Origin of the sequence: Sphingomonas sp. GC_Shp_6 (assembly GCF_026540835.1) — a bacterium.
GTDB lineage: Bacteria > Pseudomonadota > Alphaproteobacteria > Sphingomonadales > Sphingomonadaceae > Sphingomonas.
In genome coordinates, this window is record NZ_JALNUO010000044.1 from 1 (window position 1) to 1,413 (window position 1,413).

A 1,413-nucleotide genomic window follows, 5' to 3' on the forward strand; every position below is an offset into this window, starting at 1 on the left:
GCGGACGCGAGCGCGGCGATCGGCAGCATCGCGGCGAAGGCACTGACGGCCTCGCTGACGGGCGGCGTGGCCAAGACCTATGACGGGACGACGGCAGCGACGCTGGCGGGTGGCAACTACACGCTGGCCGGCGCGGTGGCTGGCGACGCCGTCGCCTTGAACAATCCGACGAGCGGCAGTTACGACACCAAGAACGTCGGCACCGCGAAGACGGTCAGCGTCGGCAACCTGGCGCTGACCGGGAGCGACGCTGGCAACTACACCGTCAACACCAGCGAGAGCGCGGCGATCGGCAGCATCGCGGCGAAGGCATTGACCGCCTCGCTCACGGGCGGCGTGGCCAAGACCTATGACGGGACGACGGCAGCGACGCTGGCGGGTGGCAACTACACGCTCGCCGGCGCGGTGACCGGCGACGCCGTCGCTCTGAACAATCCCATCAGCGGCAGTTACGACACCAAGAACGTCGGCACTGCGAAGACGGTCAGCGTGGGCAACCTGGCGCTGACCGGCGGCGACGCGAGTAACTACACCGTCAACACCAGCGCGAGCGCGGCGATCGGCAGCATCGCGGCGAAGGCACTGATGGCCTCGCTGACGGGCGGCGTGGCCAAGTCCTATGATGGTACGACGGCGGCGACGCTGGCGGGTGGCAACTACGTGCTCGCCGGCACGGTGACCGGCGACGCCGTCGCCCTGAACAATCCCATCAGCGGCAGCTACGACACCAAGAACGTCGGCACTGCGAAGACGGTAAGCGTGGGCAACCTGGCGCTGACCGGCGGCGACGCTGGCAACTACACCGTCAACACCAGCGCGAGCGCGGCGGTCGGCAGCATCGCGGCGAAGGCACTGATGGCCTCGCTGACGGGCGGCGTGGCCAAGTCCTATGATGGTACGACGGCGGCGACGCTGGCGGGTGGCAACTACACGCTGGCCGGTGCGGTGACCGGCGACACCGTCGCCCTGAACAATCCCATCAGCGGCAGCTACGACACCAAGAGCGTCGGCACCGCGAAGACGGTCAGCGTCGGCAACCTGGCGCTGACCGGGAGCGACGCCGGCAACTACACCGTCAACGCGGATGCGAGCGCGGCGATCGGCAGCATCGCGGCGAAGGCGCTGACGGCCTCGCTGACGGGCGGCGTGGCGAAGACCTATGACGGGACGACGGCGGCGACGCTGGCGGGTGGCAACTACACGCTCGCCGGCATGGTGACCGGCGACGCCGTCGCCCTGAACAATCCCATCAGCGGCAGCTACGATACCAAGAACGTCGGTACGGCCAAGACCGTGAGCGTCGGCAACCTGGCGCTGACCGGGAGCGACGCGGCCAACTACACCGTCAACGCGGACGCGAGCGCGGCGATCGGCAGCATCGCGGCGAAGGCACTGACGGCGTCGCTGACGGGT

At 69.1% G+C, this 1,413-nt stretch carries 1 protein-coding gene; it reads left to right on the forward strand.

What is annotated here, in order from left to right:
• Positions 1-1,413, forward strand: a 1,413-nt coding sequence (locus OXQ95_RS18600; protein WP_267383118.1) for a YDG domain-containing protein, incomplete at both ends; no start/stop codon positions are given.